Origin of the sequence: Xanthomonas campestris pv. badrii (assembly GCF_012848175.1) — a bacterium.
In the GTDB taxonomy this organism is placed as follows: Bacteria; Pseudomonadota; Gammaproteobacteria; order Xanthomonadales; family Xanthomonadaceae; genus Xanthomonas; species Xanthomonas campestris_C.
The window spans coordinates 1,465,601-1,491,128 of record NZ_CP051651.1 but is presented as its reverse complement, the minus strand read 5'-3'; the positions used below and the strand labels follow the sequence as shown (position 1 = coordinate 1,491,128).

Annotated in this window: 23 protein-coding genes and 1 other RNA gene; 13 read left to right on the top strand and 11 right to left on the bottom strand. The window is 66.0% G+C overall.

What is annotated here, in order from left to right; all coding sequences use genetic code 11:
* Window positions 1–42: 42 nt before the first annotated feature.
* From HG421_RS06315 to HG421_RS06305, 3 genes are all read right to left on the bottom strand, one after another.
* The gene (locus HG421_RS06315; protein WP_169705686.1) at window positions 43–915 is read right to left on the bottom strand and encodes a sulfurtransferase; all 873 of its coding nucleotides are present in this window, start codon (window positions 913–915) and stop codon (window positions 43–45) included.
* Window positions 912–1,709, bottom strand: a complete 798-nt coding sequence (locus tag HG421_RS06310; RefSeq protein ID WP_169705685.1) for a CoA pyrophosphatase — start codon at window positions 1,707–1,709, stop codon at window positions 912–914. The genes HG421_RS06315 and HG421_RS06310 overlap by 4 nt, the downstream gene beginning before the upstream one ends.
* Window positions 1,710–1,826: 117 nt before the next feature.
* Window positions 1,827–2,525, bottom strand: coding sequence for an FKBP-type peptidyl-prolyl cis-trans isomerase N-terminal domain-containing protein (locus HG421_RS06305; RefSeq protein WP_169705684.1), 699 nt, complete (start codon window positions 2,523–2,525; stop codon window positions 1,827–1,829).
* Window positions 2,526–2,689: 164 nt separating this feature from the next.
* Here HG421_RS06305 and HG421_RS06300 point away from each other — a divergent pair, with 164 nt between their 5' ends.
* Genes HG421_RS06300 through nth form a run of 3 tightly spaced genes read left to right on the top strand, consistent with a single transcriptional unit; the run spans window position 2,690 to window position 4,566 of the window.
* Window positions 2,690–3,472, top strand: a complete 783-nt coding sequence (locus tag HG421_RS06300; RefSeq protein WP_169705683.1) for an enoyl-CoA hydratase/isomerase family protein — start codon at window positions 2,690–2,692, stop codon at window positions 3,470–3,472.
* Window positions 3,473–3,478: 6 nt separating this feature from the next.
* Window positions 3,479–3,859 (top strand): hypothetical protein, encoded by a 381-nt coding sequence (locus tag HG421_RS06295; RefSeq protein WP_169705682.1) that lies wholly within the window; start codon window positions 3,479–3,481, stop codon window positions 3,857–3,859.
* A 41-nt stretch (window positions 3,860–3,900) separates the two neighbouring features.
* Entirely contained in the window at window positions 3,901–4,566 is a 666-nt protein-coding gene (nth, locus tag HG421_RS06290; protein WP_429001913.1) for an endonuclease III, read from the top strand.
* 205 nt (window positions 4,567–4,771) lie between these two features.
* Here the strand turns inward: nth and HG421_RS06285 are convergent, their stop codons facing one another.
* A complete protein-coding gene (locus HG421_RS06285) occupies window positions 4,772–6,244 on the bottom strand; it encodes a SulP family inorganic anion transporter (RefSeq protein ID WP_169705680.1) in 1,473 nt (490 codons plus the stop codon).
* A 52-nt stretch (window positions 6,245–6,296) separates the two neighbouring features.
* Here HG421_RS06285 and HG421_RS06280 point away from each other — a divergent pair, with 52 nt between their 5' ends.
* Together HG421_RS06280 and HG421_RS06275 are read left to right on the top strand one after the other, a co-directional pair.
* On the top strand, window positions 6,297–6,614 hold the full coding sequence (locus HG421_RS06280; RefSeq protein ID WP_169705294.1) for a DUF1153 domain-containing protein: 318 nt from the start codon (window positions 6,297–6,299) through the stop codon (window positions 6,612–6,614).
* Window positions 6,614–7,438: an IS3 family transposase gene (locus HG421_RS06275; protein WP_168968454.1), complete on the top strand. Its 825-nt coding sequence runs from the start codon at window positions 6,614–6,616 to the stop codon at window positions 7,436–7,438. The genes HG421_RS06280 and HG421_RS06275 overlap by 1 nt, the downstream gene beginning before the upstream one ends.
* A 131-nt stretch (window positions 7,439–7,569) precedes the next feature.
* Here HG421_RS06275 and HG421_RS06270 read toward each other — a convergent pair whose 3' ends face one another.
* Together HG421_RS06270 and HG421_RS06265 are read right to left on the bottom strand one after the other, a co-directional pair.
* Complete coding sequence (locus HG421_RS06270; RefSeq protein WP_169705679.1) at window positions 7,570–8,250, bottom strand: carbonic anhydrase; 681 nt, start codon at window positions 8,248–8,250, stop codon at window positions 7,570–7,572.
* A gap of 113 nt (window positions 8,251–8,363) precedes the next feature.
* The gene (locus HG421_RS06265; protein WP_211161828.1) at window positions 8,364–8,684 is read right to left on the bottom strand and encodes a hypothetical protein; all 321 of its coding nucleotides are present in this window, start codon (window positions 8,682–8,684) and stop codon (window positions 8,364–8,366) included.
* A 336-nt stretch (window positions 8,685–9,020) separates the two neighbouring features.
* Between HG421_RS06265 and HG421_RS06260 the strand changes: the two genes are divergently transcribed.
* The 8 genes from HG421_RS06260 (at window position 9,021) to rnt (ending at window position 17,561) form a co-directional block, all read left to right on the top strand.
* Window positions 9,021–10,271 (top strand): OprO/OprP family phosphate-selective porin, encoded by a 1,251-nt coding sequence (locus HG421_RS06260; protein ID WP_169705677.1) that lies wholly within the window; start codon window positions 9,021–9,023, stop codon window positions 10,269–10,271.
* A gap of 193 nt (window positions 10,272–10,464) precedes the next feature.
* Window positions 10,465–11,484, top strand: coding sequence for a phosphate ABC transporter substrate-binding protein PstS (gene pstS, locus HG421_RS06255; protein ID WP_169705676.1), 1,020 nt, complete (start codon window positions 10,465–10,467; stop codon window positions 11,482–11,484).
* Window positions 11,485–11,832: 348 nt separating this feature from the next.
* The gene (gene pstS / locus HG421_RS06250; RefSeq protein WP_064509256.1) at window positions 11,833–12,924 is read left to right on the top strand and encodes a phosphate ABC transporter substrate-binding protein PstS; all 1,092 of its coding nucleotides are present in this window, start codon (window positions 11,833–11,835) and stop codon (window positions 12,922–12,924) included.
* A gap of 115 nt (window positions 12,925–13,039) precedes the next feature.
* Window positions 13,040–14,014 carry a phosphate ABC transporter permease subunit PstC gene (gene pstC, locus HG421_RS06245; protein ID WP_169705675.1) on the top strand — a complete coding sequence of 325 codons (975 nt, stop codon included), beginning with the start codon at window positions 13,040–13,042 and terminating at the stop codon, window positions 14,012–14,014.
* Complete coding sequence (pstA, locus tag HG421_RS06240; protein WP_169705674.1) at window positions 14,014–14,883, top strand: phosphate ABC transporter permease PstA; 870 nt, start codon at window positions 14,014–14,016, stop codon at window positions 14,881–14,883. Before pstC ends, pstA begins: the two co-directional genes overlap by 1 nt.
* Window positions 14,884–14,905: 22 nt before the next feature.
* Entirely contained in the window at window positions 14,906–15,736 is an 831-nt protein-coding gene (gene pstB, locus HG421_RS06235) for a phosphate ABC transporter ATP-binding protein PstB (RefSeq protein ID WP_064509259.1), read from the top strand.
* A 127-nt stretch (window positions 15,737–15,863) separates the two neighbouring features.
* Window positions 15,864–16,574, top strand: a complete 711-nt coding sequence (phoU, locus tag HG421_RS06230; protein WP_104540581.1) for a phosphate signaling complex protein PhoU — start codon at window positions 15,864–15,866, stop codon at window positions 16,572–16,574.
* A 345-nt stretch (window positions 16,575–16,919) separates the two neighbouring features.
* Entirely contained in the window at window positions 16,920–17,561 is a 642-nt protein-coding gene (rnt, locus tag HG421_RS06225; protein WP_211161789.1) for a ribonuclease T, read from the top strand.
* Window positions 17,562–17,802: 241 nt separating this feature from the next.
* On the opposite strand, the gene HG421_RS06220 is transcribed toward rnt, so the two are convergent.
* The 5 genes from HG421_RS06220 to rnr form a co-directional block, all read right to left on the bottom strand.
* Window positions 17,803–20,835 (bottom strand): ligand-binding sensor domain-containing diguanylate cyclase, encoded by a 3,033-nt coding sequence (locus HG421_RS06220; protein WP_169705672.1) that lies wholly within the window; start codon window positions 20,833–20,835, stop codon window positions 17,803–17,805.
* A gap of 206 nt (window positions 20,836–21,041) precedes the next feature.
* Window positions 21,042–21,118, bottom strand: a non-coding RNA gene (locus HG421_RS06215) — sX9 sRNA.
* Window positions 21,119–21,213: 95 nt separating this feature from the next.
* Window positions 21,214–21,963 (bottom strand): 23S rRNA (guanosine(2251)-2'-O)-methyltransferase RlmB, encoded by a 750-nt coding sequence (gene rlmB, locus HG421_RS06210; RefSeq protein ID WP_169705671.1) that lies wholly within the window; start codon window positions 21,961–21,963, stop codon window positions 21,214–21,216.
* Window positions 21,964–22,290: 327 nt separating this feature from the next.
* On the bottom strand, window positions 22,291–22,764 hold the full coding sequence (locus HG421_RS06205; RefSeq protein WP_169705670.1) for a GFA family protein: 474 nt from the start codon (window positions 22,762–22,764) through the stop codon (window positions 22,291–22,293).
* A gap of 131 nt (window positions 22,765–22,895) precedes the next feature.
* Window positions 22,896–25,424, bottom strand: coding sequence for a ribonuclease R (gene rnr, locus HG421_RS06200; protein WP_169705669.1), 2,529 nt, complete (start codon window positions 25,422–25,424; stop codon window positions 22,896–22,898).
* Between the last annotated feature and the right edge of the window lie 104 nt (window positions 25,425–25,528).

The window sequence follows — 25,528 nt, the reverse complement described above, 5'->3', positions numbered from 1 at the left end:
CTGCGTCCCCACAGACACCATTCCTGCCCGTAGTGTGCCTGATCAGGCAGCGGTGGCGACCGGACGCGACGGATCCTGCAGCCATCCACTCCAGGAACCGGCGTACACGCGCGCACCGGGCAGCCCGGCCACTTCCAGCGCCAGCAACAGATGGCAGGCAGTCACGCCGGATCCGCACATCACCACCGCCTGCTCGGGCCGATACGTGCCCAGCAACGTGGACAGCTCCGCACGCAACTCGTGCGCCGGCTTGAAACGGCCATCGCGCAGGCTCAGGCCCAGCGGGCGGTTGAGCGCACCGGGCACGTGTCCGGCCACCGGGTCGATCGGCTCCACTTCGCCGCGAAAACGCTCGCCGGCCCGCGCATCCAGCAGCCAGCCCGGCGCCTGCTGCAGCCGGGCCTGGATCTGCTCGGCCTCCACCACCGCATCGGCATCGAAACACCCCGGATACGCAGGACCGGCCTGCACTGCCGGCGGCTCGGTGGTCTCCGCCAGGCCTGCGCCGCGCCAGGCAGCCAGCCCGCCATCGAGCACCGCCACCCGGCGATGCCCCATCAGCCGCAGCATCCACCAGGCGCGCGCGGCCGCCATGCTGCCATCGCCGGCGTCGTAGACCACCACCTGGCTCTCCGGATCGATACCCCATGCGCCCAGACGAGTGGCGAAATCGGCACTGTGCGGCAACGGATGCCGCCCCTGCCCGGGCCGCGACAGATCGGCCAGGTCATGCTCCAGATCCACGTACTGCGCACCGGGCAGATGCCCCTGCGCGTAGGCCTTGCCTGCCGCATCCGGGTCCGGCGCGGTCGGCGGCGCGGCGCGCGCGTCCAGCACGCGCAGCTGCGGATACGACAAGGCGCCCGCCAGCGTGGCGCTGTCCACCAACGTGGTCCAGTTCGGATCGACACTCATGCAACCTGCTCCAGGCGACGACGAAGATTGAGAAGAATGGCGGCCGTGGCGCCCCAGATGCGTTGCCCCGGCCAGTCGTATTCGAGCACGCGGCGCGGCCGCCCGCGGAACTCCAGCTCCACGCTGCGCAGGTTGTCCGGGTCCATCAAATAAGCCAGCGGCACCTCGAAGACCTCGGCCACTTCCTCCGGCTGCGGCACCGCCACGAAACCGGGGTCGATCACCGCCACCACCGGTGTCACCCGGAAGCCGCTCACGGTCAGGAACGGATCCAGATAGCCCAGCGCATGCACCTGCCCCGCGCCCAGCGCGATTTCCTCGCAACTCTCGCGCAAGGCTGCCGCCGCCGCGTCCGCATCGGACGGCTCCATGCGCCCGCCCGGAAAGCTGACCTGCCCGGCATGATGGCGCAGGCTCTCGGTGCGCCGGGTCAGCAGCACCGTGGTGCCCTGTTCGCGCGGCACCAGGCCGCACAGCACCGCCGCTTCGGCGCAGGCACCGCCTTCGCTCAGATCGATCAGCTCGGCATGGTTCCAGCCCGGCCCGTCGGGTGCGGTGTCCAGTGGATACACCGCCCGCCGCAACCGCGCATATTCGGGCAGCGCAGCGAGCAGCGCGCGCGCCGGCAAGACGGTGTGCAACAACTCCTGGCGTTCGGCCTCGCTCATGCTCATCCAGCGTGCAATTTCATCCAGGCTGCGCAGGCAGCCGACGCAGTGCGACTGCGCGTCCAACGAACATACACCGATACACGGGCTGGCCAGCTGCGCACCGGCCGAAACGGTGTCGCTCATCGTTCGCTCCTGCGACCCTGGTGCGGTTTTCCCATCGCTCTGCTCGCGCCCGTCTGCCGATCCAAAACGACAACGCCGGCCTGGTGGCCGGCGTTGTCACTGCACCAACAAACGCGATTACTTGACGCTGACCAGCTTGATCTCGAACTGCACGGCCACGTTCGGCGGGAACGGCGTACGCGGGTCGGCGCCATAGGCCTGATCCGACGGCAACGTCACTTCCCACTTGGAGCCGGCCGGCATCTGCAGCAGCGTCTCGCGCATGGCCTTCATTTCGACTTCGCTGACCTTGATGGCCGGAATCTGCTGCGCCGGACGCGCCTTCTCACGGTCGCCGAAGGGGAACGGACCGGCCACTTCCAGCTGCACGGTGCTGGCCTGGGTCGGCTTGGCGCCCTTGCCGGCTTCGATCACGCGGTACTGCACGCCGCTCGGCAAGGTCTGCACGCCAGCGGTACTCTTGTTCTTGGCCAGGAACGCCTCGCTCTTGGTCTTGTTGGCCGCAGCGGCCTTGTCGTACTCGGCCTTGGCCTGCTGGGCACGGCCCTGCTCACGCTTCTGGAACGCTTCGACCGCCGGCTTCAACTGGTCGGCCGTGATCGCCGGTTGCTTCTTGGCATAGGCGTCCTGCAGACCCTTGACCACCGAGTTGATGTCGAGCTGCTCGCCGCGACCGGTGAGTTCGGCAAGATTGTTGCCGTAGTCGTAACCGAAGTAATAGCTCAACTTGCCCTTTTCGGACGTCGTGTCCTGGGCCAGTGCATTGCCCGTCAGGGCCAGGGCCGCCACAGCGACCGCGATAGAACGCAACTTCATCAAACAATTCTCCAGGGTGGTGGCACAGGACGGGTCTGCCGCCTGAGATGACGCGCTAGGATAGCGGCCGCGGTAGCGAACCGCTACCTATCACGAAAGCTATGACCAGCAAGGCTTTCGGAAGTTCCGCATTTACTATTTTTTTACGTTCACAAGGGTTTTCGATGTCCAACCACGTCATTCTGATCGCCGATCACGCCAGTGTCCGGACCATTACGGTCAACCGACCGGACAAACTGAACGCCTTGAATCGCGACACCATGCTGGCACTGGACCAGGCCTTCGCCGAGGCGGCCAAGGCCGACGAGGTGCGCGTGGTGATCCTTACCGGCGCCGGGCCCAAGTCCTTCGTGGCCGGTGCGGACATCGCCGAAATGAGTGGGCTGTCAGCGATCCAGGGCCGCGACTTCTCGCTGGTGGGGCAGCAGCTGATGCGTCGGATCGAGCGCATGCCCAAGCCGGTCATTGCGATGGTCAACGGATTCGCGCTCGGCGGCGGGCTGGAACTGGCCATGGCCTGCCACCTGCGCATCGCCGCGAGCACCGCACGACTGGGCCAGCCGGAAATCAATCTTGGCCTGATCCCCGGCTTCGGCGGCACGCAGCGCCTGCTGCGCCTGACCGGACGTGCCGCCGCGCTGGAGCTGTGCCTGCTCGGCCAGCCCATCGATGCGGCCCGTGCCCTGCAGCTGGGCCTGGTCAATCGCGTGGTCGAACCGGATGCCCTGCAGCAAGAAACCCTGGCCGTGGCGCAGCGTCTGGCGGACTCGGCGCCGCTGGCGGTACGCGGCATCCTGGACGCGGTGGTCTTCGGTGGCGAATGCGGGCTGGAAGAGGGATTGCAGCTGGAAACCGCGGAATTTGCGCTGTTGTTCGCCAGCGAGGACATGCGCGAGGGCACCGGCGCCTTTCTCGACAAGCGCCCCGCCCAGTTCCGCAATCGCTGACGCATCATGCTGCCCGACTCCACGCAAGCCACACCCGCGTTGCCACTGCAACTGTTCGACTGCGTGCAGGCGGACGATCTCGATCGTGCGCTTGCACTCGGACTGATGGACTACCAGCCGACGTCGCAACAGGACGGTGCGGACGCCACGCCAGCCGACGTCGTCGCCGCGCTGCTTGCCGCGCAACAGCGCCTGCGCACTGCCTGGGCCGCACGCGAACGCTACCGCGCACGCGCAGCACGCCTGCAACGCCGCGCCGCCGAGCGAGAGGCGCGACGTGCGCCTGCCCCGGCGCCCAGCCAGGCGGCTGCGCCCGCATTGCCGCCGTTGGCTGCCGCCATCCTGGCGCGCGCCAAGGCCAAGGCCGCCGGAGGCGCGCAGTCTTGAACACCGTTCGCTCCGCCGCTGCGCCACGCCGCGGCGGCACCATGCGCAAACCCGAGATCCAGGAAATGTTCGTGCGGCTGCGCGAACTCGATCCGCATCCCACCACCGAGCTGGAATACACCACGCCGTTCGAGCTGCTGATCGCCGTACTGCTCTCGGCGCAGGCCACCGATGTCGGCGTCAACAAGGCCACCCGCAAGCTGTATCCGGTGGCCAATACCCCGCGCGACATCCTGGACCTGGGCGAAGAAGGCCTGAAGCGTTATATCTCCACCATCGGCCTGTTCAACGCCAAGGCCAAGAACGTCATCGCCACCTGCCGCATCCTGCTGGAGCACTACGGCGGCGAGGTGCCGCACGATCGTGCAGCGCTCGAGGCATTACCCGGGGTCGGCCGCAAGACCGCCAACGTGGTACTGAACACTGCCTTCGGCGAACCGACCATGGCAGTGGATACGCATATCTTCCGGGTCGCCAACCGCACCGGCCTTGCACCCGGCAAGGACGTGCGTGCGGTGGAGGACACGCTGGTCAAGGTCATTCCCGCAGAATTCCTGCATGACGCCCATCACTGGCTGATCCTGCACGGCCGCTATGTCTGCAAGGCCCGCAGACCGGATTGCCCGGGCTGCGTGATCCACGACCTGTGCCGCTACCGCGACAAGACCCCCGCACCTACCGAACGGCCGACAACACCAAAGAACTGACCAGGGGCCACGCAACGAGCAACCTGCAGCCGACACCAACAATCATGTCAGCCGCGCGAACCGATGCCGTTGCGAATCCCCAATCCCGACTCCCCAATCCCGGCCCCAAAAAAAATCGCGACCGGATGATGCGTCTTGCGGCGCCATGCATCATCCGGTCACGACAGCAGTGTTCCCGGCGCGAACGCCGGGACGACAACCAAGGTTACGCCGCCTTGCGTGATTCCACCAACGGCGCGCTTTCCACGGTGCGCTTGCCCTCCACGCGCCGGTCCAGCTCCTTCCAGTCCACCACCAGTTCGCAGCCACGCGATGCCGCATTGCGGCTCCAGTCGCGCAGCAACTCGATGCAGGCATGGTCTACGTGGTGCAGCTTGGCCACATCCAGATGCAGCGCAGTGTTGGGTGGCACGCTTTCCAGCGTACGCGCCATCGCCGGCACCTTCAGGAAGGTGGCCGAGCCCTGCAGGGTCAGATGCATCTCGTCCTTCTTGTCGGCGTGCTCGCGCACTTCGACCTTCAGACGCGAGGAATGCAGCGCCAGGCGGAACAGCGACAGACCGAAGCCGATCAGCACGCCGGTCAGCAGGTCGGTCGCCACGATCGCAAAGGTGGTGGCCAGGTAGATCGCAGCCGTTCCACGACCGTAGGTCGCCAGCTCTTTGACCTGCCCGATCTTGATCATCTTCACGCCCGTGTAGACCAGGATGCCGGCCAGACACGCCACCGGCGTCATCCGCAGCAACCACGGCAGCAACATCGCGAACACCAGCAGCCAGCTGCCGTGCAGGATGGTCGACGCACGCGTTGCCGCACCGGCCTGCACATTGGCCGCACTGCGCACGATCACGCCGGTCATCGGCAACGCACCCAGGAAGCCGCACAGCATATTGCCCACGCCCTGCGCCGCCAGCTCACGGTCGTACTGCGTGCGAGCGCCCTGGTGCATGCGATCCACCGCTGCCGCCGAGAGCAAGGTCTCGGCACTAGCGATGAAGGCAAAGGTCACTGCCGAGACCAGCAGGGTGTGGTTGAACACCCCAAAGATGTCGGAGAAGCTCGGGATGCTGATCGCGGAGAACAGGTTGCTTGGCACGTCGACGCGATTGACGTCCAGGCCCTGCAGCTGCGCCGTCGCGGTCACTGCAACCACTGCGATCAAGGCACCGGGCAGGAAGCGCAGACGCTGCGGACGCAGCTTCTCCCATGCCAGGATGATGCCGATCGTGGCCAGACCCACGAACAATGCGGTGCGGCCGGTGCCTGCGCTGATCGCCTGCCACAACACGGCAGGCAATGCGGCGAAGTTCTCCAGACCACGCGCCTTGGGCGCGGCGTCCATCAGCACATGCGCCTGCGATGCGACGATCAGGATGCCAATGCCCGACAACATGCCGGCCACCACGGCCGGCGATGTCATCCGGAACCACACGCCTGCCCGGCACAGACCGGCAATCAGCTGGATCGCACCAGCCACCAGGATCACCGGCCCGAGCGCGGCGGCGCCGTGCTCGCGAACCAGTTCGAAGACCAACACAGCCAGGCCGGCGGCCGGCCCACTCACCTGCAGAGGAGAGCCCGCCAGAAAGCCGACGACCAGACCACCGATGATGCCGGTGATCAAGCCTGCGGCTGGCGGCATGCCGGAGGCGATCGCGATACCCATGCACAAGGGCATGTAATGACCCACTGAAAATCTGCTCAGGTGTTAGCCTTCAGAGGAGACATCGATGAGTGCAGTAATGGACGAAGAACAGATCAAGCGCTGGACGGCCCGGCGCAAGTCGGCGCTGGTGCTGGAGATCATCCAGGGGAAGACGACGGTGGCCTTGGCCAGCCGGCAGTTCGACCTGACGCCCAATGAGATCGAAGGCTGGGTCGAGGAAGGTAAGCGCGGCCTGGAGAACGCGCTGCGGGCCAAGCCCGAAGACGTGCGCGAGCAGTACGAACGCCAGCTCAAGGAGCTGCAGGAAGCCTACGGCGAAGCCATGCTGGAACTGCGTGCCCGAAAAAAATTGGCAGCCCTGCTGGGCAAGGACGAGAGCTGATGGCCTCGATCCAGCAGGGCCTGAAGGAGGACGGGTTCGACGTCTCGATGGTCAAGCTGTGCCGCTGGTTCGGTGTACCACGGCGCAGCGTGTACTACACGCCGCGCAAGGCAGCGCCGAAGGTGAAGCCAGAGCTGGCCGAACCGATCAAGGCCATGATCGAGGCCGAGCCGTCGTTCGGGTATCGGACGGTGGCTGGGCTACTGCGGATGAACAAGAACACGGTGCAGCGGATCTTTCAGATCAAGGGCTGGCAGGTGCGCAAGCGGGCCGTGGGCAAGCGACCGCGGATCGAGGCCTTGCCCTCGGTGGCCAGCGCACCGAACCAACGCTGGGCCACCGACCTGTGTCGGATCTGGGGCGGTAAGGACGGCTGGCTGAGCCTGGCCCTGGTGATCGATTGCCATACCCGGCAATTGCTGGGCTGGCAGCTCTCGCGCACGGGCAGGGCCAGCACCGCCGTGGCGGCCTTGGAGCAAGCACTGATCACCCGCTTCGGCACGCTGGGCAAGGTCAAGGAGCCGTTCCTGCTGCGCTCGGACAATGGCCTGGTCTTCACCAGCCGCGACTACACCCGCCTGGTCGCTGGCTACGGCATGAAGCAGGAGTTCATCACGCCACACTGTCCCCAGCAGAACGGGATGGTCGAGCGCGTCATACGCACGCTCAAGGAACAGTGCGTCCATCGGCACCGGTTCGAGAGCCTGGCCCACGCCTTGCGCGTCATCAGCGACTGGATTGGGTTCTACAACCGGCAGCGCCCGCATCAGGCACTGAACATGATGACGCCTGACCAAGCCTATGCCGCTACATTAACCACCTGACCTGTGCAGAAACCGGTGGGTCATTACAGGCAATGCGACCAGGAAGACCACGACCGACGACAACAAATCGCGCCCGAACAGTCCCTGACGGAAGTATCCGCCGATACCTGATGTGCTCATGATCGACTCCGTCAGGCGAGTTCGGCGCGCACGACTTGCTGCAGTCGCGGGCGCGGGGTGGCTTCAGGAGTGTGGTCCGCCAACAATGGACGGAAACCACCCTTCTCGGCATCGAAGGCGCGGATATCGCCGTGGGCGATATCGTAGATCCAGCCGTGGATCCGCAGGGTACCGGCGGCCAGACGCGCTGCCACCACCGGTTGCGTGCGCAGGTGGTCCAACTGCGAGACCACGTTCTCTTCGGTCATGCAGCTCAGCGCGTCCGGGCTGTGCGGGTCATGCCCATGGTGGGCGGTGACATGGCGCGCCGCATCGGTGTGCTTGAGCCACGCCGCCACCGAGGGCACGTCTTCCAGCGATTCCGGCTTGAGCACGGCCTTCATCGCGCCGCAGTCGGTGTGGCCGCAGATCACGATGTGACGCACGCCGAGTACCGCGATGGCGTATTCGATTGCTGCCACCACGCCGCTGACATGCTGGGAGTAAGGCGGCACCACGTTGCCGATATTGCGATATACGAAGAGTTCGCCGGGCTGCGCGGAGAAGATCAGCTCCGGCATGACGCGCGAGTCGGCGCAGGTGATGAACAGGGTATGCGGGCTCTGGCCGCCGGCCAGTTCCTGAAAGCGCGCACTCTGCTGTGGATAGACTTCCTTGCGGAAATGGCGAAAACCTTCGAGCAAACTTTCCATGGGAGATTCCTTCTAGGCAACGGATGGCTACCCGCGGCGCAAACCGCAGGTCGCAAAAGAAAACAAAAGAGAAAATCCGGCGCGCAGAGCACCGGGTGCAGCGACAGCGGGGATCAGCCGATCAACGCGTTTGGAGGACGCAGTTGCGGGATCAGGTCGCGTTTCTGATTTGCCGGCGCGTGATGCGCGTGCCAAGAAGGGGAATACCGCGCCAGCATCGGCCATGCTTGGGAGAGCAAGGGGATATCGTCTGCAGGCTGGGTATCGACTTGGCTCTGGGTATCACCATCGTCCTGCGGATCTTCTGCTGCATCGCGTTCTTCGCCAGCATCCACCGTGACCGCCAGACCGTCGCCCACCAGCGCATCCTGGATGCGCGTGTGTGCACTGGCTACCGACCACGCGCTGAGCGCGAGCAGGCAAACCAGCAACAGTTGGAGGAATCGAGGAAACATGGCCTCGAAACTAACAATTTAGCCGCGGCGTGCGCAAGTGGTGCGTCGCACAAACTGACACATATGTTCAAACTGGAAAGGTTGCGGTTCAGGTCGCCAGTGACGCAGCCCTCAGAACAGCCGCTATCGGGCTGATTGCAGCGCTGTCACAAACCGTTGGTGTTCAGATTTTTGACACACATTGACACAGTTGAAACGAACGTAAACTCTTGTCTTTATTGGCAAAAATCAATTGTGACGTTTTTGTCGCCTTGTCACATTAACGCAACTTTCACGCCATAGCCTGCGCCCACTTTCTCAGGTCGCAAGGCATCTATGAAACTCGCTCCTACCCTGCTTGGTTCCGCGCTGTTGCTGGCGCTTGCCGCTCCGGCAGCGCATGCCGAAATCGCCATCGATGTGATCGGCGGTTCCGAGATCTCGCTGGAAGGCCTGGTCCAGGCCGACGGCAACTGGTTCCACAACGATGTGCAGGACCTCAACGGCCCGATCGGTGCCAATGGCGACAACTCCGAATTCAGCATCCGCCGCGCCGAGCTGGTGCTCAAGGGCAAGGGTCCGGGCAACGTCGAATGGGTGGCCGGCTACGACCCGAGCGTGTTGAAGGACGTCACCATCCGCGGCACCACCATCCGCAGCACCGGGCGGTTCCTGGACAACAACATCAAGTACAAGTTTGGCGGCAACGCCAACAACTACCTGCAGATCGGCCAGTTCAAGCAGCCCAACAGCCTGGAAGAACTGTCCAGCACCAAGAACAACGACTTCGTTTCCAAGGCGTCGGTGACCAATACCTACGGCATCTCGCGCCGTCTGGGCGTGGCCTACGGCATGGGCGACAACAACTGGAGCCTGACCGCCAGTGCGTTCGGCCGCGAACTGACCCGTAACCAGGCACACGGCAGCGGCTACGGCGCGCGCGGCACCTGGGCGCCGATCAACGAGACCGGCAACGTGCTGCACTTCGGCCTCAGCTACCTGGCCTACGACACCGACGACGATACCCTGCGCCTGCGTGCCCGCCCGGATGCCGACCTGACCACCATCCGCCTGATCGACAGCGGCGCCATCACCAATGTCGACGACGTGGGCGTGGCCGGTGCCGAGGCGATGTGGATCACCGGCCCGTTCAAGCTGCAGGGCGAGTACTTCCAGGAAAACGCCAACCGCATCGGCGCCAACGCGCGTGACTATAAGAGTGACGGCTGGTACGTCAGCGGCGTCTGGAACATCACCGGCGAGACCTGGGGCTACAAGGCCGGCGTGCCGACCACTCCGCTGCCCAACGAGCCGGCCTCGGGCATGTGGCAGCTCGCAGTGCGCTACGACACCCTGGACCTCAACGACGGCCACCTGGTCTCCAACGGCACCACGCCGTTCGTCGATGGCGTGCTGGGCGGCAAGATGAATGTGTGGACGGTCGGCGCCAACTGGTACTGGCGTTCTAACTTCAAGTTCGCACTGGACTACGCCAAGGTGGAAAGCACGCGCTACAACAGCGCCACCCGTGGCCTGGTCGACGACAACCCGTCGATCATCGAAGCACGCGCGCAATTCTATTGGTAAGCCATCCGCTGCGCCGGCTGTCGGAGGTGCTCGCTGAGCATCCCCGTCCCCATCCGCGCCGCGCTCGATCCAGCAGGCGCCTGCGCCTGCGCGTCACTGCACTGTCATCTCCTCGACACCGCGCGGTCATGCCCCTGCCCTGCAATGGCAGGCCTGCGGGACGTCCTGACCTCAACCCTACTGGAGCTGTTCCGTGATCCATTCCTTCAAGACCCGTCTGGCCGTGGGCGTGCTTGCCGCCTCGCTGGCACTGTGTGCCCAGGCCGCCGATGTCACTGGCGCCGGTGCGTCGTTCATCTACCCGGTGATGTCCAAGTGGTCGGCCGACTACAACACCGCCACCAAGAAGCAGGTCAATTACCAATCGATCGGTTCGGGCGGCGGCATTGCTCAGATCAAGGCGGCCAGCGTGGACTTCGGCTCTTCCGATGCCCCGTTGAAGCCGGAAGAACTGTCCGCTGCCGGGCTGGCGCAGTTTCCGTCGGTGATCGGCGGCGTGGTGCCGGTGGTCAACGTGCCCGGCATCGCCGCCGGCGCGCTCAAGCTCGATGGCAAGACCCTGGGCGACATCTTCCTGGGCAAGGTCAGCACCTGGAACGATCCGGCAATTGCCGCGCTCAACCCCGGCATGAAGCTCCCCGAAGGCAAGATCACCGTGGTGCATCGCTCCGACGGCTCGGGCACCAGCTTCAACTTCACCAACTACCTGTCCAAGGTCAATCCGGACTGGAAGAGCAAGGTCGGCGAAGGCACTGCCGTGCAGTGGCCGACCGGCATCGGCGGCAAGGGCAACGAGGGCGTCGCTGCCTACGTCAAGCAGATCAAGGGTGGCATCGGCTACGTCGAGCTGTCGTACGCGCTGCAGAACAAGATGGCCTACACCGCGATGAAGAATGCGGCCGGCAAGTTCGTGCAGCCGTCCGATGAAACCTTCGCCGCGGCGGCCAACAGCGCCGACTGGGGCACGGCCAAGGACTTCTATCTGGTGATGACCAACGCGGCAGGCGACAACGCCTGGCCGATCACCGCCACCAATTTCATCCTGGTGCAGAAGAAGCCCAAGAACCCGGCCGGCCTCAAGAACACGCTGGACTTCTTCCGCTGGGTCTATACCAAGGGCGATGCGCAGGCCAAGCAACTGGACTACGTGCCGCTGCCGGACAGCCTGGTGACGCAGATCGAGGCCTACTGGGCCAAGAACCTGCCGCGTTGATCAGGCCAGCACGGCGGGCGCGATGGGCGGCTGGTCACCAGTCGTCCATCGACCCGGACACTCCGGTTCACGCGACATGGCCATGCCGGCACCGGATGGCGCTTGGGACCCCGGGGCTGCCGTTGCCCGCGGCCCGGATTGACAACGTACAGGAACGACGCCGTCTCTCTCCCCGGCGTCGGGACCGGGACGCGGATCCCGGAGGGTGCGATGCCCTCCGTGGTCCGCGTCTTTTTTTGTGATGCCTTCGCCAGAAGGCACTGTCATGCACGTGTAACAAAAACATCATTTCATAGCGTGGTCTGCCGGACACCCGGCCAATCCAGCCAATCCAGCCTCGGAGCTTCCATGAAATTGCAGTCGGCCAGCCTGACCGCCCTGTCCCTCACCATCGCCCTTGCCCTGGCTGCGTGCTCGCCCGGCAAGGACGCGCAGTCCGGCGACGCCGCCAAGGGCGCCCCCAGCGCCGGCGCCACGGCCAGCGACAGCAAGGGCGCCGAGATCTCCGGTGCCGGCGCTTCGTTCATTTACCCGCTGGTGTCCAAGTGGTCGGCCGACTACAACGCCGCCACCGGTAACAAGGTGAACTACCAGTCGATCGGTTCCGGCGGCGGCATTGCGCAGATCAAGGCCGGCACGGTGGATTTCGGTTCGACCGACAAGCCGCTCGATAGCGCCGAATTGCAGCAGGCCGGCCTGGGCCAGTTCCCGTCGGCGATCGGTGGTGTGGTGCCGGTGGTCAATCTGGAAGGCATGGCACCGGGCAAGCTGCGCCTGACCGGCGCATTGCTGGGCGACATCTTCCTGGGCAAGGTCACCATGTGGAACGACGCGGCCATTGTCGCGGCCAACCCGGGCGTCACCTTGCCGGCCACCAAGATCAACCTGGTGCATCGCTCGGATGGTTCGGGCACCACCTTCAATTTCTCCAACTACCTGTCCAAGGTCAGCCCGGAGTGGAAGAGCAAGGTCGGCGAAGGCACCTCCGTGCAGTGGCCGGGCGGCGTGGGCGGCAAGGGCAACGAAGGCGTCGCCTCGTACGTGCAGCAGATCAAGGGCTCGATCGGCTATGTCGAACTGGCCTACGCGCTGCAGAACAAAATGCCCTACACCTCGCTGCAGAACGCGGCCGGCCAGTGGGTCGAGCCGAATGCCGACAGCTTCGCCGCTGCGGCCGCCAGCGCCGACTGGGCCAACGCCAAGGATTTCAACCTGGTGATCACCAATGCACCGGGCGAGAAGGCCTGGCCGATCACCGCCACCAACTTCATGCTGATGCACAAGCAGGCCAAGGACGCCGCCCGCAGCAAGGCGACGCTGGACTTCTTCAAGTGGGCGCTGGAAAACGGCCAGGCCCAGGCCAGCGAGCTGCATTACGTGCCGCTGCCGCCGGAGCTGGTGAAGCAGATCGAAGCCTACTGGGGCAGCGAGTTCAAGTAATGCCTGCATCCCGCCTGCAGGGCGGGTTGCGCGGCGGCGAGGTGCCCGATGAGGGCCCCTCGCCGTTCCTGATGTCTCACGCTCCCGCCACCGCGCGGGTGACGAGTCCAATCGAATGAATGCCACCGCACTCCCCGAAGCGATGACCGCACCCCGCGGCCGCGACCTGCGCGATGCGCGCGCCGATCGCCTGTTCAAGCTTGCGCTGGCCGCCACTGTCGTGTTCGTGCTGTTGGCGCTCGGCAGCGCGGCACTGTCGATGCTGTGGGGCGGACGCCATGCGCTGCAGATGCAGGGCCTGAGCTTTTTCTATTCCGCCGACTGGAACCCGGTGGAAAACAAGTACGGCGCGCTGGCGCCGATCTACGGCACCCTGGTCACGGCCCTGATCGCGATGGTGATCGCGGTGCCGGTGAGCTTCGGGATCGCCTTCTTCCTGACCGAGGTGGCGCCGCGCTGGCTGCGTGGCCCGGTGGGCACCGCCATCGAACTGCTGGCCGGCATCCCGTCGATCATCTACGGCATGTGGGGCCTGTTCGTGCTGGTGCCGGTGATGACCGAGCACGTGACGCCCTGGCTGAACGACCATCTCGGCACGCTGCCGCTGATCGGCCCGTTGTTTCGGGGCCCGCCGTTGGGCATCGGCCTGCTGACGGCCGGCTTCGTGCTGGCGATCATGGTGATTCCCTTCATTTCCTCGGTGATGCGCGAAGTGTTCCTGACCGTGCCCACGCGCCTGAAGGAATCTGCGTACGCGCTGGGCTCGACCAAATGGGAAGTGAGCTGGGACATCGTGCTGCCGTATACCCGCTCGGCGGTGATCGGCGGCGTCTTCCTGGGCCTGGGGCGTGCGCTGGGAGAAACCATGGCAGTTGCATTTGTGGTCGGCAACACGGTACGGCTGTCGCCGTCGCTGCTGGAGCCGGGCACCACCATTGCGGCATTGATCGCCAATGACTTCGGCGAGGCCACCGAGACCTATCGTTCGGCCCTGTTGCTGCTGGGCTTCGTGCTGTTCATCGTGACCTTCATCGTGCTGGCCATCGCGCGCTTCATGCTGATGCAGCTCTCGCGCCGGGAGGGCAACTGATGTCCGCTGCCTCGGTGTCGCAATCGCTGTACAACCGGCGCCGCATCACCAATGCGGTGGCGCTGCTGTTGTCGTGCATCACTGCCCTGTTCGGGCTGTTCTTCCTGGCCTGGATCCTGTGGACGCTGGTGTCCAAGGGCGTGCCCGGTATCGATCTCGACCTGTTTACCAAGATGACCCCGCCGCCGATGCAGGAAGGTGGCTTGCTCAATGCCTTCTTCGGTAGCGCGGTGATGTGCGGACTGGCGCTGGCGATCGGCACCCCGCTGGGCGTGGCCGCCGGCACCTGGCTGGCCGAATACGGCAATGCGCGCAAGGCCGGCATCGTGGTGCGCTTCGTCAACGACATCCTGTTGTCGGCGCCATCGATCGTGCTGGGCCTGTTCGTCTACACCTTGTACGTGATGCAGACCGGCGGGCGCTTCTCGGCATTCGCCGGCGCGCTGTCGCTGGCCTTCATCGTGCTGCCGGTGGTGGTGCGTACCACCGACGAGATGCTGCGGCTGGTGCCGGCGCAGATGCGCGAAGCGGCGTTGTCGCTGGGCATTCCGCAGTGGAAGGTGACCGTGCAGGTGCTGTACCGCAGCGCCTCGGCCGGCATCGTCACCGGCGTGCTGCTGGCGCTGGCGCGCATCAGCGGCGAAACCGCGCCGCTGCTGTTCACCGCGTTCGGCAATCAGTACTGGAACAGCAACATCTTCCAGCCGATGGCCAGCGTCCCGGTGATCATGAACCAGTTCGCCGGCAGCCCGTACGAATCCTGGCAGACGCTGGCCTGGGCCGGCGCGCTGGTGCTGACCGTGTTCGTGTTGCTGGTGAGCCTGGGTGCGCGTGCGCTGCTCTTGCGCAACAAGATTTCCAATGACTGACCTTTCCTTCCGGACACCTGACATGAACGATCTCCAAAACGCCAAGCCGATGCATCGCATCGCTGTTCCGGCCGCCAAGGGGGCGCCGACGGCGCAGGCGCCGGTGAAGGTGGCCGCACGCAATCTGGACTTCTACTACGACAAGTACCACGCGCTGAAAGGCATCAACCTGGAGATCCCGGAAAAGCGCGTCACCGCGCTGATCGGACCTTCCGGTTGTGGCAAGTCGACCCTGCTGCGCATCTTCAACCGCATCTATGCGCTGTATCCGAAGATGGAAGCACGCGGCGAGGTGCTGCTGGACGGCGAGAACATCCTGTCGCCGAAGTACCCGATGAACCGCCTGCGCAGCAAGGTCGGCATGGTGTTCCAGAAGCCGGTGCCGTTTCCGATGACGATCTTCGAGAACGTGGCCTACGGCATCCGCCACCACGAAAAACTCTCCAAGGCCGACATGCAGAACCGCGTCGAGCAGGCGCTGCGCCAGGGCGCGCTGTGGGACGAGGTCAAGGACAAGCTGGGGCAAAGCGCGCTGGGCCTGTCCGGTGGCCAGCAGCAGCGCCTGTGCATTGCACGTGCGGTGGCCCTGCGGCCGGACGTGCTGCTGCTGGACGAACCGACCTCGGCACTGGACCCGATTTCCACCAGCCGGATCGAGCAGCTGGTGGAAGAGCTCAAGCGCGACTACACCATCGTGATCGTGACCCACAACATGCAGCAGGCCGCGCGCGTGTCCGACTACACCGCCTTCATGTACCTGGGCGACCTGATCGAACACGACCGCACCGAGACCATTTTCTCCCAGCCCTCCAAGCAGCAGACCGAGGACTACATCACCGGCCGGTTCGGTTGATGCAAGGCGTTCCAGCGCAACGCCGCATCGACGCACTTGCGCCGCACCACCCGGCACGACATTTGCACCGTCTGCCCTGTCGCCGAGGTTACGGCGGACATCCACCATTGCCACGAGCGAGACCACGATGAACCAGCACCTCAACGACCATATCGTCAAAAGCTATGACGAGGAGCAGCACCGTCTGGTTGCCGAGATCGTGCGCATGGGCGACACGGCGGTGGCGCAGCTGGAAGCGGCGCTGGACGTGGTCGAGCGCCGCGACGACAACGCCGCGCACCGCATCGTGGTCAACGACGAAGCGATCGACGCGCTGGAGCACGCGATCAGCCATGACGTGATGCGTCTGGCGCTGCGCGGGCCGATGGCACGCGACCTGCGCGAAATCCTGGCCGGCCTGCGGATTCCGGCCGATATCGAGCGCATCGGCGACTACGCCGCGAACGTGGCCAAGCGCTCGATCGCGCTCAACGCCGCGCCGCCGCTGCCGCAGACGGTGGGCCTGCGCGCGCTCGGCCAGATGGCGGCCGATGCCGTGCGCGAAGCGGTGCAGGCGTATCGCGACAAGGACGCCAACGCCGCGATCCGTGTGCGCGACGAAGACGCACGCCTGGACGCGCAGTACACCGCGCTGTTCCGCGAGCTGCTCACCTACATGATGGAAGACCCGCGCAACATCACCCCGTGCACGCATCTGCTGTTCATGGCCAAGAACCTGGAACGCATCGGCGACCACGCCACCAACATCGCCGAGAACGTGTGGTTCCTGGTGCATGGCGAACAGCCGCTGCCGCCGCGCGTCAAGCGCGACGACACCAGCACCACCGGCGTGATCTGAGCCGCTGGACAGGCGCGCGCACGGCACGCCCGGCTAGCGCCGTCGCGCGAGCGCCTGCCCCGCCGATCGCCGCCTGTCGCTCACAGCGTCGTTAGAGTGGCCCGACCCGCAGGCACTTGGGTCGGGCCTTCTTTTTTCGATCGCGCTGCGCGTCGCCCCTACGGGCGACGAGTCCGGCACCACGGAGGTCCCCACTCGCTGACCGCGCACGCCCTGTTCGCCGCGCCCACCGCGCGCACGTGCCTGCCGACGCAAGGCCGCAATCCACCGGCTGGACGTGCCGAACGCCAAGGCGGAGACGGCCGACGATGAGCCAGTCAGGCCCGCGGTGCGACCTGTTAGGCTATGCGGATGAACGAACCGGTCGACCCACAGCCTGCCCCTCCCTTCCTGCCGATGTCACGGCGTTTCCGCGGTTATCTGCCGGTGGTGGTCGATGTGGAGACCGGCGGCTTCGACTGGAACAGGCATGCGCTGCTGGAGATCGCCTGCGTGCCGATCGAGATGGATGACCAGGGGCGATTCTTCCCCGGCCAGACCGCCAGCGCGCATCTGGTGCCGGCCCCCGGACTGGAGATCGACCCGAAGTCGCTGGAGATCACCGGCATCGTGCTCGATCACCCGTTCCGCTTCGCCAAGCAGGAAAAAGATGCGCTGGACCACGTATTCGCGCCGGTGCGCGCGGCGGTGAAGAAATACGGCTGCCAACGCGCGATCCTGGTCGGCCACAACGCGCATTTCGATCTGAACTTCCTCAACGCGGCAGTGGCGCGTGTGGGACACAAGCGCAACCCGTTCCACCCCTTCAGCGTGTTCGATACGGTCACCCTGGCCGGCGTCGCCTACGGGCAGACGGTACTGGCGCGCGCTGCGCAGGCCGCCGGCCTGGATTGGAACACGGCAGACGCGCACAGCGCGGTCTACGACACCGAGCAGACCGCACGGCTGTTCTGCACGATCGCCAATGCCTGGCCGGGGCCGGTTTAGGCGGGAATGGGGAATGGGGAATGGCAAGAGCGTGCAGCTGCCTGCTGCACGCTTGTCCTGCTGAGGCTGGCGTAGCAAATGCTTGGTGCATGGCCTCGCGTATGCGTGAGGCCATGCCCTGGCAATCGGATAAGGCACATCATTCTTGCAAGGCGTAATGGTTCCTCCCGAACGGTAAGACGCCGACGCCGCCCGCTTTACGATTCCCGATTCCCTACTCTCCATTCCCTATTCCCAGCTTCTAAGCCCCGCTGATCCGGTCGCGCCCCGCGCTCTTGGCCTCGTACAACGCGTGATCGGCGCGCTGCATCAGCGATGAGCCGGTGTCGTCGTCGCGCAGTTCGGCGATGCCGGCGCTGAAGGTCACCTGCAGACCTTCCACGCCGCCCCAGTCGTTTCGCGCGTGGAAAAGTGCGCGAATGCGCAGGCACAACGCCCGTGCGTCGGCCAGGGTGGTGTCGGCCAGCAGCAGGGCGAACTCTTCGCCGCCCAGGCGGGCGGGTAGATCCGAGGCGCGTGCGGCTGCGGTGAGCAACGCACCGACCTCGTGCAGCACCGCATCGCCGCTGGCATGCGAATAGCGGTCGTTGATGCGCTTGAAATGGTCGATGTCCAGGATCGCCAGCACCAGCGGCCTGCCGCTGCGGCGGGCGCGGCTGAGATCGCGCGCCAGTGCTTCATCGAAGTGGCGGCGGTTCGGCAACCCGGTCAGTGCGTCCTCGTGCGCCTGGCGTTCGAACACATCGGACTTGATACGCAGCCGGGTCAGCAATTCGCTTTTTTCCTGATTGGCCTGCAGCAGGCGTTGCGCCTGCTGCTGCAGGTCATGCGTGCGCTTGCGGACCAGCTCTGCCAGGCGGTCGCTATGGGTCTTGTAGCGATGCAGCAGCACCCGATACAACAGGGCGAGCGCAAACAGCGCGCCCAGCACGGCGGCAAACCGCACGTCCTGACGCTGCCACCACAGCGGCAGCACGTCGAAGGTCCAGCGCGCTTCCTGCCGGCTCCATGCCCCGCCCGGGTGGCGCGCGGTCACCCGCAAGGTGTAATGCCCCGGCGGCAGGCCGATGAATTCCACGCTGCGTTGGCGGCCGCGTTCGATCCACACGTTGTCCAGCCCATCCAGGCGGGTGCGGTACTCGATGCGCTCGGACAGCAGAAAACTCATGCCCGCATAGGAGATGTTGAGCCGGTCGCCACCGGGCAACTGGGCCTGCTGCCGCCAGGCGAGCGGGCGGCCATCCTGCTGCACGCTTTCGATCACTGCCGGCGGCGGGCGCCGTTCGCGAAACCGCTGCAGCCGCGCGGGATCGACCATGCTCACGCCACCGGCGGTGACCACCCACACCGACCCGTCCGCACGCTCGATCATGCTCGGACCGGAACTACCGTTGGCCTGCGCATTGCCCATGCCGTCGATCTCGCCATAGCGTTCGATGGCAAGCGTGCCGCGTCCGTCGGCAACCGCATCGAGCGCGGCGAACTCGGTGCGCAACACGCCCCGGTTGCTGCTGATCCAGGCATTGCCCAGGCGGTCGTCGATGAGCTGGAATACCGTGTCCACCGGCATGCCCTGCTCCAGGCCAACGCGCGCCAGCGTGCCGCCACGCACGCGGTACAGGCCGCGATCGGTGGAGATCCAGACCGCGTCGCCGACCGCCTGGAAACCGAACACGCTGCGCGCGCCGCCCAGGCGTTCCAGATCCAGTTGCTGCAACCTGCCATCGCGCAACACCGCCGCCCCGTCGACCGAGCCGATCCACAACGCGCCATCGACACTGGCCAGCGCAGTGATCACGCCATCGGGCATGCCGGCGATCGCCAGCGGCATGCGTTTGCCATCCACCAGCTTCACCACGCCGCGTTGGCTGGCCAGCCACACCGCGTCCTGCGCGTCGATTGCAATGGCACGGATATGACCACTGGGAATGCCTTGCGCCTCACCGAAGTGCTGCAACAGTTGTCCGTTACGCAGCACGAAGACGCCGTCGGCGTAGGTGCCCACCCACAGATCGCCGCGCCGATCCAGCGCCAGGCTGAGCACCGACAGCCGGCGCCCCGATGGCGTGGCTACCGGTACCTGGACGATCCGGCCATCCGGCAACATGCGGTCCAGGCCCGCGGTGCCGGCGATCCACAGACTGCCATCGCGGTCTTCCAGCACCGCGCGGGCGTAGTCGCCGCTCAGGCCGTCGCGCTGGCTGTAGCTGCTGAACAAGGTCTCGCGCAGACGGAACAGGCCGCCGTTGGCGCCCACCCAGATGCTGCCTTCGGCATCCTCGCGCAGGCTGACGATGCGCCCGGTGGGCAGGCTGCGGCCAGCAGGCAGATACTCCACGCCATGGCTGCCGATGCGTAGCAGACCCTGGTTTTCGCTGCCCAGCCACAGATCGCCATGGCGATCCTGCAGCATCGCGGTGAAGTGGCCCTGCCCCGGCACCCGATGCTCCAATTCGGCGCGTTCATCGTGCAACCGGTACAACCCCTCACCCGCCACCACCCACACGGTGCCGTCCGGGGCGCGGTACGGCCAGGCGAGGCCGGGCGGCAAGCCGAAGGCCGCCGGCGCGCGGTGCATGCGCCCGTCCGGCTCGCGATAGATCATCCCGTCCAGCGTGCCGATCAGCAGCCGGCCGCGGTCGTCGAACAGCATGCGCGGAAAGCTGCTCTGCAGCGGCACACCATCGCGCGGCGGAAAATAGTCAAAGCGCCCATCCGGCCACAGGCAGCCCAGCCCATGCCCCTCGAACAGCAGCCACATGCGGCCTTCAGCATCCATGGTCATCGCGTGGATCAGCGCCTGCGGCCACTGCCCGCGACGCTGCCAGTGCCGCCATTGCCCATCGGCGCTCCGGCGCACCAGATTGCCGCGCGCATCGCTGAGCCATAGCGCGCCATCGCGATCCACGTACAGTGCGCCCACGCCGTTGTCGGGCAGTCCGGGTCGGGTGCTGCGGTCGATCACGCTGAATTCCAGGCCGTTGTAGCGCACCAGCCCTTCCCAGGTGGCGAACCACAGCGCGCCATCGGGCGTCTGGGCGATGTCGCGCAGCGAGTTGTGCGGCAGGCCGTTGCGCGAACTCCAGCTGTCGATGGCGTAATCGCGCAGTGGCGCGGTGCCGACGGGCGCTGCGGTCGCCGCGAGCGAGCACAGCATCAGCAACACGCACACACCGGCACCGAGCCAGCGCCGCCACTGCCTATGCCGTCGTGCCGACGCCTGGCCGGCGCCCCCATTCTCGCCCCTACCGCAGGCGCCCACCCCAAGTTTCATCAGACACGACACGCCGTTTGCTGCCGATATGGTAGGCAAAAAGCCACGCGCGCGCTGCGCGATGACGGCACCGGGCGCCGGAAGCGTTGATCCAGCAGCCTTGCACGCGCATCCCGCGTGGCTGCATCAGCCGGTTCCAGGCGACGATCTGCGCAGATTCGATCGGCACTGCGCACGTGGGCGGCACGCACGCGGCAGCCCAAGAGCGCTACCCAAAACGTCGCGAGCGCTCCTCAGATGGGTGCGGACGGCGTGGCGGAAGCGGAGTGTACGAGCGGTGCATGCCGCACCGGGCACCGGCCGCGCCCGCCTGGCGGTGAGCGCACCAGGTGTGTTCGCTGCTCTCAGCGCTTCACGCGCGGTGCGACCCTTGGAAGGTTACTTGCCCAAGCGCTGGCGCACGGCTTCGAACAGGGTCACGCCGGTGGCCACCGACACATTGAGGCTTTCGATATCGCCCGGCATCGGAATCTTGACCAGGCCGTCGCAATGCGCGCGGGTGAGCCGGCGCAGGCCATCGGCCTCGCCACCGAGCACCAGTCCGACGTTTCCACGCAGGTCCACGCTGTACAGCGAGGCCTCTGCTTCGCCAGCCAGGCCGTACAGCCATACACCCTGCTTCTGCAGATCGCGCAGGCAGCGCGCCAGGTTGGTCACCGCCACCACCGGGATGCGGTCGGCAGCACCGGCCGAGGTCTTGCGCACGGTGGCATTCACCGTGGCCGACTTGTCCTTGGGGATCACCACTGCGGTGACGCCCGCCGCCGCCGCACTGCGCAGGCAGGCGCCCAGGTTGTGCGGGTCCTGCACGCCATCGAGCACCAGCACCAGCGCGCGCCCTTCGGCGGCCTCGACCAGGCCTTCCAGCTCGTTTTCGGCCCATAGCCTTGCGGCCGCATAGCGTGCCGCCACGCCCTGGTGGCGCACCTGCCCGCCCACGCCGTCCAGCGCCTGCGTAGTGACCCGGCGCACGTCGATGCCCTTGCGTCGCGCCTGTTCCTCGATCTCGGTCAGGCGCGGGTTCTTGCTACCGGCCTCGATCAGGACCTCGCGCACGTTGTCGGCGTCGTTCTCGACGGACGAGGCGACGGCGTTGACGCCGACGATCCACTGGTTCTGCTTGCTCATTGCGCCGGTGCTACGAAGATGAAGGGGGAATGGTAGGGCCTGCGGCCGGTTACGTCACGGCCGGGGCAGTGGAAACCCGGATGGCAGCGGCGAAACGGTGCCGTGATGACAGCGGGACTCACGCGGCCTTGTGCGGATCTCGCTGACGCGCGCCTGGCTAGAACGCCTGACTGCCTGCCGTACCCATCGTCGTGCCAATGGATCGACCGTCGGACCGGCCGTGAGGGTGTCCGACTCTGCGCCGACCCACGGTGGCAAGCGCCCTGACGCCTAGAACCAGACGGCTCAGATGCCCGAATCAGCCGCACCCCAGCGCCGGACCTGGCCTCATACCGGCCATTGGTCGGTGTCGTGATCCGGATGTTGCCGCGACACCACGCTGGCGAAGAAGACCTGCGCGGCGGCATCGTTTTCCGGTGGACGCGTGGGCAGCCGGGCCAAGTGATCGACAAAGGGGAGCTTGCGCTCCAGCCCGTACTGAATATGCGGGGGCAACCGCTCCGGCGTATGGAATGCCCCGGCGGCAATGGCCACGCCATCGGGCGCTTCATAGGTCAACGGCGTGCCGCAGTCGGCGCAGAAACCCCGCTGCACCACCGACGAGGATGCAAAGCGCCTGGGCATGCCACGGGTCCAGCGAAACTCGGTGCCGCGCACGGACACCAGGGGCGCGTAATACGCACCGAAAGCTTTCTGGCACATCCGGCAGTGGCAGATCGAGGCGTCGGTCAGTGCCCCGCGCACATGGAAACGCACGGCGCCACACTGGCACCCGCCGCTGTATTCGTTCGTTGCGTCCATTGCGCTCTCCGCACGCCAGTCTGCCGGAATCGCCGCTGCGGATATGGAGCATCCCTGGCGGCACCACACTCCACCTGCCGATCCAACCGGTTGCCGGCGGCACGCGGCCACCGGCAAGGGTCAAGCTCACATCAGTGCGACTTCTTCTTGCGCTTGGCGGGCTTTTCCCGCGGCGGCAACGGTGCCTCGCCGGGGTCGCGCTCTTCGGCCAGGCGGAAATCGATCTTGCGCTCTTCCATGCTGGCCTTGAGCACCAGCACGCGCACCGGGTCGCCCAGACGGAACTCGCGGCCACGGCGCTCTCCGCTCAGCGTCTTGCGAATCGGGTCGAACTGGTAATAGTCCTGCGGCAACTGGGTGACATGCACCAGACCGTTGACCTTGGATTCGTTCAATTCCACGAACAGGCCGAAGCCGGTCACACCGCTGATCACGCCATCGAACTGGCCACCGACATGCTTTTCCATCCAGGCGGCGCGATAACGCTCGTCGACTTCGCGCTCGGCTTCATCGGCACGCCGGCCGCGCTCGGAGCATTGCAGCGCCAGTGCCGCCATCTGCCGCGGCGTGTAGATGAATTTTTCCGGGCTGGCACCGGTCAGCGCGTGCTTGATCGCGCGGTGCACCAGCAGGTCCGGATACCGGCGGATCGGCGAGGTGAAGTGCGCATACGCCTCCAGCGCCAGGCCGAAGTGACCGTTGTTGTCGGGCGAGTACACCGCCAGGCTCTGGCTGCGCAGCAACACCGATTCCAGCAACGCCGCATCCGGGCGCGCACGCACCTTTTTCAGCAGCTTGGTGTAATCGCCCGGGCGCACCTTGCTCCACGCCGGCAGGCTGAGCTGGAATTCCTTGAGGAACTCCAGCAGGTCTTGGTACTTGCTCTCCGGCGGGCGCTCGTGCACGCGGTACGGCGCAGGCACATGCACGCCCAGCAGATAGCGCGCGGCCTCGACGTTGGCGGCGATCATGCATTCTTCGATCAGCTTGTGCGCATCGTTGCGCACCAGCATTCCGGCCTGGGTGACTTCGCCGGTGTTGTCGAGCACGAAGCGCACTTCGGAGGTTTCGAACTCGATCGCGCCGCGGTGCGTGCGCGCCTTCGACAACAGGTGATACAGCTGATGCAGGCGCTGCACCTGCGGCATCAGCGGGCCGATGAAGGCCTTGGTGTCGGCATCGTCTTCGCCCACCGCCTTCCAGACCTGGTTGTAGGTCAGGCGTGCGTGCGAGTTCATCACCGCTTCGTAGAAACGCGAGCCGGTCACTTCGCCATCGCGGCCTACCTGCATGTCGCAGACGAAACACATGCGGTCGACCTTGGGCATCAGCGAGCAGATGCCGTTGGACAAGGTCTCCGGCAGCATCGGCACCACAAACCCGGGGAAATACACCGAGGTGGCGCGCTTTTGCGCTTCCTCGTCCAGCGGCGTGCCGGGACGCACGTAGTTGGACACGTCGGCGATCGCCACCACCAGACGGAAACCGTCGGCATTGGGTTCGCAATACACCGCGTCGTCGAAATCCTTGGCGTCTTCGCCGTCGATGGTGACCAGCGGCATCTGCCGCAGGTCCACGCGCCCGCCGATCATCTGCGGCTCGACCACCAGCGGCACGGCCGCGGCTTCGTCCAGCACTTCCTGCGGAAATTCGTGCGGCAGTTCATGGCCATGGATGGCCATTTCCACCACCAGCGACGGGGTCAGCTTGTCGCCGAGCACTGCAATGATCCTGCCGATGGCCGGGCGGCGCGCATCCGGCGGTGCGATCAGTTCGCACACCACCAGCTGGCCTTCGCGGGCCTCGCCGATGCCGTCCGGCGCGATCTGGACGTTGCGCTGGATGCGCTTGTCGTCCGGGTCGACGTAGGCCACGCCGTGCTCGTAGAAGAAGCGCCCGAGCATGCGCGACATGCCACGCTCCAGCACGCGGGCGATGGCGCCCTCGCGGCGGCCGCGGCGGTCGATACCGGTCACGTTGGCCAATGCACGGTCGCCGTGCATCACCTTGCGCATTTCGAACGGCGGCAGGAACAGGTCATCGCCGCCCTCGTCGGGCTTGAGGAAGCCGAAGCCCTCGGGGTTGGCGATCACCACGCCGGCGATCAGGCTGGTCTGCTGCACCGGCGCGTAGCCGCCGCGACGGTTCTGTACCAGCTGCGCTTCGCGCACCATCGCGGCCAGGCGCTTGCCCAGCGCATCGATCCGATCGCTCAGGCCGAGCCGTTCGGCGATTTCTTCGGCGGTCTGCGGGCCGTCGCAGGCGTCCAGCAACTGCAGGATGGCCTCACGGCTGGCGATCGGCTCGGCATAGCGCAGCGCCTCGCGGTCGGCATGCGGGTCCTTGAAGCCGGCGGCAGGCACCGCAGCGGCCTGTGCAAAGCGCTCGGGCGGCGGTGCCGGCGGGCCGCTCTTGCGCGGATGCGGCGCGCGCGGGGCCGACGGGGTGGGCAGCGCGTCTGCCGGCTGTGGCGCCGTGCCGGCGGCCTTGGCGGCAGCGCGCTTGTTGGCGGATTTGGTCGATGCGCCGGCGGCGGCGCGGACCAGGAAGTCCGGCATCCACCCCGGCAATTTCTGCTGTTCGGCGGTGGAAGAGTCGCCCGGGCTGGCGGATTTACGGCGGCTGGGCCGGGCGGAATCGTGGGGGGTTTTCTTTGTCATTGCCCTAATGGTACCCCCTGCGGTCCTGGCGTGGGCAGCAAGCGGGCCCCGGCGGCCCGTCACGGATGTTCGAAACCCGTTGACAAGGCCGCCAGGAGTCTGCA

Coding starts and splice junctions, on each gene's coding strand:
- HG421_RS06315 (WP_169705686.1), bottom strand. CDS start 915: ATGAGTGTCGATCCGAACTGGACCACGTTGGTGGACAGCGCCACGCTG.
- HG421_RS06310 (WP_169705685.1), bottom strand. CDS start 1,709: ATGAGCGACACCGTTTCGGCCGGTGCGCAGCTGGCCAGCCCGTGTATC.
- HG421_RS06305 (WP_169705684.1), bottom strand. CDS start 2,525: ATGAAGTTGCGTTCTATCGCGGTCGCTGTGGCGGCCCTGGCCCTGACG.
- HG421_RS06300 (WP_169705683.1), top strand. CDS start 2,690: ATGTCCAACCACGTCATTCTGATCGCCGATCACGCCAGTGTCCGGACC.
- HG421_RS06295 (WP_169705682.1), top strand. CDS start 3,479: ATGCTGCCCGACTCCACGCAAGCCACACCCGCGTTGCCACTGCAACTG.
- nth (WP_429001913.1), top strand. CDS start 3,901: ATGCGCAAACCCGAGATCCAGGAAATGTTCGTGCGGCTGCGCGAACTC.
- HG421_RS06285 (WP_169705680.1), bottom strand. CDS start 6,244: ATGCCCTTGTGCATGGGTATCGCGATCGCCTCCGGCATGCCGCCAGCC.
- HG421_RS06280 (WP_169705294.1), top strand. CDS start 6,297: ATGAGTGCAGTAATGGACGAAGAACAGATCAAGCGCTGGACGGCCCGG.
- HG421_RS06275 (WP_168968454.1), top strand. CDS start 6,614: ATGGCCTCGATCCAGCAGGGCCTGAAGGAGGACGGGTTCGACGTCTCG.
- HG421_RS06270 (WP_169705679.1), bottom strand. CDS start 8,250: ATGGAAAGTTTGCTCGAAGGTTTTCGCCATTTCCGCAAGGAAGTCTAT.
- HG421_RS06260 (WP_169705677.1), top strand. CDS start 9,021: ATGAAACTCGCTCCTACCCTGCTTGGTTCCGCGCTGTTGCTGGCGCTT.
- pstS (WP_064509256.1), top strand. CDS start 11,833: ATGAAATTGCAGTCGGCCAGCCTGACCGCCCTGTCCCTCACCATCGCC.
- pstC (WP_169705675.1), top strand. CDS start 13,040: ATGAATGCCACCGCACTCCCCGAAGCGATGACCGCACCCCGCGGCCGC.
- pstA (WP_169705674.1), top strand. CDS start 14,014: ATGTCCGCTGCCTCGGTGTCGCAATCGCTGTACAACCGGCGCCGCATC.
- pstB (WP_064509259.1), top strand. CDS start 14,906: ATGAACGATCTCCAAAACGCCAAGCCGATGCATCGCATCGCTGTTCCG.
- phoU (WP_104540581.1), top strand. CDS start 15,864: ATGAACCAGCACCTCAACGACCATATCGTCAAAAGCTATGACGAGGAG.
- rnt (WP_211161789.1), top strand. CDS start 16,920: ATGCGGATGAACGAACCGGTCGACCCACAGCCTGCCCCTCCCTTCCTG.
- HG421_RS06220 (WP_169705672.1), bottom strand. CDS start 20,835: ATGAAACTTGGGGTGGGCGCCTGCGGTAGGGGCGAGAATGGGGGCGCC.
- rlmB (WP_169705671.1), bottom strand. CDS start 21,963: ATGAGCAAGCAGAACCAGTGGATCGTCGGCGTCAACGCCGTCGCCTCG.
- HG421_RS06205 (WP_169705670.1), bottom strand. CDS start 22,764: ATGGACGCAACGAACGAATACAGCGGCGGGTGCCAGTGTGGCGCCGTG.
- rnr (WP_169705669.1), bottom strand. CDS start 25,424: ATGACAAAGAAAACCCCCCACGATTCCGCCCGGCCCAGCCGCCGTAAA.